The organism is Nocardiopsis trehalosi NBRC 14201, from assembly GCF_001552555.1.
Classification (GTDB): domain Bacteria; phylum Actinomycetota; class Actinomycetes; order Streptosporangiales; family Streptosporangiaceae; genus Nocardiopsis_B; species Nocardiopsis_B trehalosi.
In genome coordinates this window covers 1-4,419 of record NZ_BCRK01000291.1, presented here as the reverse complement: position 1 = coordinate 4,419, position 4,419 = coordinate 1, and the positions used below count along the sequence as shown (strand labels likewise).

Genomic DNA, 4,419 nt, shown 5'->3' with positions numbered 1-4,419 from the left:
CGGGCGGAGGCGTCCCCCGCGCGGTCCTCGCGGCCGCGCACGCCGTTGTCCGCATCGGCGCCGGTGCCGGTGCCGGCGGCACCGGCGCCTCGGCGTCCCGCTGCCCTGTCCCCCGGGTCGGCGGTCCGTGCGGCGGGACGCGGGAGCGCCGCGTCGCCGGTCGGCGCACCGGTCGAGGGCTCGTCGACGTACGGGAGCAGCGGTTCCGGCTCGGGGAGGTCGTCGGCACCGTTGTCGTCGGCGCCGGGCCGGTAGTAGGGCCGATCCTCGGCGGTCGGCGGGGCGACGTCCGCCTTTCGGTGGGTGTCCGTGGGCGCGGTGACCTCGCGCAGCGGCGGCAGGTCGGACGGCGCGGGCGGGTCGGCCGGTTCGAACGGCCACGCCTCGGCCTCGTCGTCCGCGTTATCCGCGTCGTCCGCGTCGTCCGCGTCGTCCGCGTCGTCCGCGTCGGTGGAATCGGCCACGTCGGCGGGGTCGTCCGCGTGCCCCACACCGGGCGGCGCGGTCGGCGTGCGGGGGCCGGCGGTGGTGCCGCCCAGACCCTCCGGGTCCGGGGCGGAATCCTCGCTCCGGGGCGCCGTGGGGGTCGGGTCCGGGGTGGCCGGGGTGGGATCGGGCGAGTGGTCGTTCGGTTCGGTCACGCGTCACAGCCCCGTGGAGAAGGTCTCGCTGCGCGTCGCCAGGCGGTCGCGCAGCACGACGGCGTCGTCGAGGCGCAGCCCGGGGATGCGGGTGTCGGCGGTGGTGGCCGCCGTCCGCACCCGGACCGTGGCCATGCCCAGCGCCTGCTCCAGCAGGTTCGACGTGACGTCCACGACCTGCATGCGGCCGTAGGGCACGACGACGAGCTGGCGGATGACGATTCCGTAGGTCAGGTAGAAGTCGGTGGGCCCCTCGGCGTAGCCCCACGAGCGCCAGGCGGTGGCGGCCGCGAACCAGCCCGCCGCCCCCGCTGCGAGGGCGGCGGCCATCCAGGCGACCGCCCACGGCCAGGACCACAGCCACAGCACGCCGCCCCCCAGGGCGACCGCCGGGATCACCACCGCGAGCACCATGATGCGCCGGTACCAGGCGAGCATGGGCGAGACCCGGTTCCACTCCGCACCGGCGGGCGCCGCGAACGCGGCCTCGACGGCGGAGGAGGTGCCGCGGCCCGCCGACGGGGGCGCCGCGCCGCCGACCGCCGGGGAACCGGCGTACTCGTCGGCGGCGGCGTCGGCCGACGCGGCCCCGGCGGTGGACGCGGAACCGCCGGTGGAGGCGGTGGGCGCGCCGTCGTCGGGCGCGGGGTTCTCGCGGTCGGCGGGCGCGGGCGCGGCTGCGGAGCCGCCGACGGGCGCGGCTTCGGAGCGTGTTGGGTCAGACGCGGCAAACTCCACGTTTCCAGTCAATCATTCCTTGGCCGCTCGGCGGAGTCATGGCACGCGAAACCCTGCGTTCTTCCGTCCGGTCCGGCCGGCCGACGACCGCCCCGCCGGACCGGGCCACCCGCGCGGGGCACGGGGCATCGGGGCGGGGAGGTCGGGACGGTCAGGCGACGTGGTCGGGCGGAGTGGGCGGGTCCTGGTCGCCGGGGACGCGGCAGGCGTACTCCAGGAACAGCGCGGCGGCGAGCAGCAGGACGCCCGCCAGCATGGTCCCGGCGCAGGTGATCGCGTCGGCGCGGGGCGCGGGCACCGCCAGCCGGTCGACGAGGGCCAGCGCCGCGCCGCCGAAAACGCCGATGGCCAGGGCCCCGAACAGGGCGCTGGCCTTGGCCAGCGCCACCAGCCGGGCGGCGCTGATCGGCGCGATCGGCGTGGTGCCGGGCACCCGGCGGATGCGCCGCCGGGTCTGCACCGCCGTGACGCCCTCGCCGAGGGCCAGCAGCGACAGCGTCGGGATGGCCGTCCACGGGACCATGGCGAACGTCCCGTAGGTGCGGTCCATGACGAGGTAGCCGACCGCCGCCCCGGCCACGGCGAGCACCAGCAGCGGGCGCCATCCGGTCGGCCGTACGGTGCCTTCGCGGGGTCTGTCGTCCATGCGGTCCTTTGCGTGCGGTGCCCGGCGCGGCGGCCGGGTCAGCGGGGCGGCTGGAGGGCGAGGTCGTCGCGGCGGCGCAGCTCCTGCCCGGCGGTTCCGGCGAGCAGGTCGCGCACCGGCCCGCGGCCGGGCAGGACCGCCTCGGGGTCGAGGTCGGCCCACGGCCGCAGCACGAACGCCCGCTCGTGGGCGCGCGGGTGCGGCAGGGTGAGCACGGGGTCGCCGCTGCGGACGTCCCCGTGGGCGATGACGTCCACGTCGAGCGTGCGCGGCCCCCACCGGACCTCGCGCACCCGGTGGAACGCCCGCTCGATCTCGTGGGCGCGGGCGAGTACCGCGGCCGGGTCGAGCGCGCTGTCGGCGGTCACCACGGCGTTGAGGAACGGCCCCTGCTCGGGGCCGCCGACCGGCGCGGTCTCGTACACCGGCGACACCGCGACCGCGGTGAGCCCCGGGGTGGCCGCCAGCGCGTCGAGCGCCCCCTGGAGGACGGCCCGCCGGTCCCCGATGTTCCCGCCGAGCGCGAGCACCACCCGCGCGGTCACCCCCGCCTCCGGACGACGGTGACGGCGACGTCGGTGAAGGGGTGCGCGATCGGCGCCTGCGGCTTGTGCACGGTGACCTCGGCCTCGGCGACGCGCGGCTCGGCCAGGCAGACCGCCGCCAGGCGCTCGGCCAGGGTCTCGATGAGGTCGACGGGCTCGCCCCCGACGACCGCGACCAGCCGGTCGCTCAGCTCCCCGTAGTGCACGGTCTGCGCGAGGTCGTCGTCGCGGGCCGCCCCCCGCACGTCCACCCCCAGGACGACGTCCACGACGAAGTCCTGCCCGTCGCGCCGCTCCTCGGGGAGCACGCCGTGGCGGCCGCGGGCGCGCAGCCCGCGCACGGCGATGCGGTCCAGGTGCTCGGCCACCTCAGTCCTCGTCCTCGTCGTCGTCCTCGTCCAGCAGGACCGGCGACGCGTGGTGCGACCACAGCCGCCACCCCTGCGGGGTGTGCACGAACATGTTCGTGGTCACGACCTGCCCGCCCGCGACGAACCCCGGGCTGTCGTCCTCGGCGGTGAGGACGTTCTCCTCGCAGGTGACCATCGCGACGTCCCCGCTGACCCCGATGTGGGTGTCGGTCAGGACGTACTGGATGTAGGGCACGTTGGCCATGATCAGCGACCAGGCGCGCATGATCTCGGCGCGGCCGCGCAGCAGCGGCCAGCCCGGGTTGACGCACACCAGGTCGGGGGCCTCGTCCTCCTCGGCCCAGACCCGCCGCATCTGGTCGATGTCGCCGTTCTCGATGGCGCCGTAGAACTGCGCGTTGGCCTCGGCCACGCGCTCCATGACCTCCTGCCGGGACCTCACAGGCCGCCCCTGCCGATGAGGTCGCCGCGCCCGGCGTCGAGGCCGGCGCCGCCGGTGCGCCAGGCCGCGGCGACGCGGACCGCGTCGGCGTTGGGCCGCACGTCGTGCACGCGCACGCACCAGGCGCCGCGGTCGGCGGCCAGCGTGGTGAGGGCGACGGTCGCGTCGTCGCACGCGGTGGAGTCGCGGGAGGTGCCGTCCGCGCCGGCGAGGAGCCGGCCGAGGAACCGCTTGCGGGAGCCTGCGATCAAGAGGGGACGCCCCAATTCGTCGAGTCGGTCGAGGTGGGCGAGGAGCGCCCAGTTGTGGCCGTGCTGCGGCCGCTTGGAGAAGCCCAGCCCCGGGTCGAGGACGATCTGCCCGGGGTCGACCCCCTCGGCCACCATGGCGTCCATCCGGTCCCGCAGTTCGTCGTGGACCTCGCGGACGATGTCGGTGTAGACGGCGCGCTTCTGCATGTCGTGGCTGTGCCCGCGCCAGTGCATGAGCACGTACGCCACCCCGGTCTTGGCGACGAGGCGGGCCATGGCCGGGTCGGCGAGGCCGCCGCTGACGTCGTTGACGAGCACGGCGCCGGACTCGACCGCGTGGGCGGCGACCTCGGCGCGCATGGTGTCGACGCTGACGGCCACCCCCTGCCGGGCCAGTTCGCGGACCACGGGGCCGACCCGGCGCAGCTCCTCGTCGCGGGAGACCCGCTGGGCACCGGGCCGGGTGGACTCGCCGCCGACATCGATGATGTCGGCCCCCTCCTCGGCCATGCGCAGGCCGTGGTCGATGGCCTTGTTCCGGTCGAACCACGCGCCACCGTCGGAGAAGGAGTCCGGGGTGACGTTGACGACCCCCATGACCAGGCACCGCCCCCGATCGGGGAGTCCTGGAAGCTTGTACGTCGACGCCATGTGCCAACCCTACGAGACGGCGGGCCGCGCGTGGCGCCCCGCCGGGAGGGGTGCCGCGCGGCGGCGGGCACCGCGGGGCGCCCGGGACGGCGCCCGGCGCGCCGCCCCCCACCGCGGAGCGGAGTGGGGCGGCG

Annotated in this window: 6 protein-coding genes and 1 pseudogene; all 7 read right to left on the bottom strand. The window is 76.6% G+C overall.

Annotated elements, in window-relative coordinates:
- Positions 1-641: pseudogene (locus tag NT8_RS27340) on the bottom strand (hypothetical protein); the annotation flags it as partial.
- Between the two features lie 3 nt (positions 642-644).
- The gene (locus tag NT8_RS31565; RefSeq protein WP_067975790.1) at positions 645-1,079 is read right to left on the bottom strand and encodes a PH domain-containing protein; all 435 of its coding nucleotides are present in this window, start codon (positions 1,077-1,079) and stop codon (positions 645-647) included.
- A gap of 451 nt (positions 1,080-1,530) precedes the next feature.
- Entirely contained in the window at positions 1,531-2,025 is a 495-nt protein-coding gene (locus NT8_RS27330; RefSeq protein WP_067975786.1) for a DUF3180 domain-containing protein, read from the bottom strand.
- Positions 2,026-2,063: 38 nt separating this feature from the next.
- The gene (gene folK / locus NT8_RS27325; protein WP_067975784.1) at positions 2,064-2,570 is read right to left on the bottom strand and encodes a 2-amino-4-hydroxy-6-hydroxymethyldihydropteridine diphosphokinase; all 507 of its coding nucleotides are present in this window, start codon (positions 2,568-2,570) and stop codon (positions 2,064-2,066) included.
- The gene (gene folB, locus NT8_RS27320; RefSeq protein WP_245646356.1) at positions 2,567-2,938 is read right to left on the bottom strand and encodes a dihydroneopterin aldolase; all 372 of its coding nucleotides are present in this window, start codon (positions 2,936-2,938) and stop codon (positions 2,567-2,569) included. Before folB ends, folK begins: the two co-directional genes overlap by 4 nt.
- A gap of 1 nt (position 2,939) precedes the next feature.
- Positions 2,940-3,383, bottom strand: a complete 444-nt coding sequence (locus NT8_RS27315) for a nuclear transport factor 2 family protein (RefSeq protein ID WP_067975781.1) — start codon at positions 3,381-3,383, stop codon at positions 2,940-2,942.
- Positions 3,380-4,285 carry a dihydropteroate synthase gene (gene folP, locus NT8_RS27310; RefSeq protein ID WP_084469332.1) on the bottom strand — a complete coding sequence of 302 codons (906 nt, stop codon included), beginning with the start codon at positions 4,283-4,285 and terminating at the stop codon, positions 3,380-3,382. The genes NT8_RS27315 and folP overlap by 4 nt, the downstream gene beginning before the upstream one ends.
- Positions 4,286-4,419: the final 134 nt, after the last annotated feature.

Bases quoted from the DNA above. Each gene is read 5' to 3' on its own strand.
- NT8_RS31565 (WP_067975790.1), bottom strand. From the start codon at position 1,079: ATGCTCGCCTGGTACCGGCGCATCATGGTGCTCGCGGTGGTGATCCCG.
- NT8_RS27330 (WP_067975786.1), bottom strand. From the start codon at position 2,025: ATGGACGACAGACCCCGCGAAGGCACCGTACGGCCGACCGGATGGCGC.
- folP (WP_084469332.1), bottom strand. From the start codon at position 4,285: ATGGCGTCGACGTACAAGCTTCCAGGACTCCCCGATCGGGGGCGGTGC.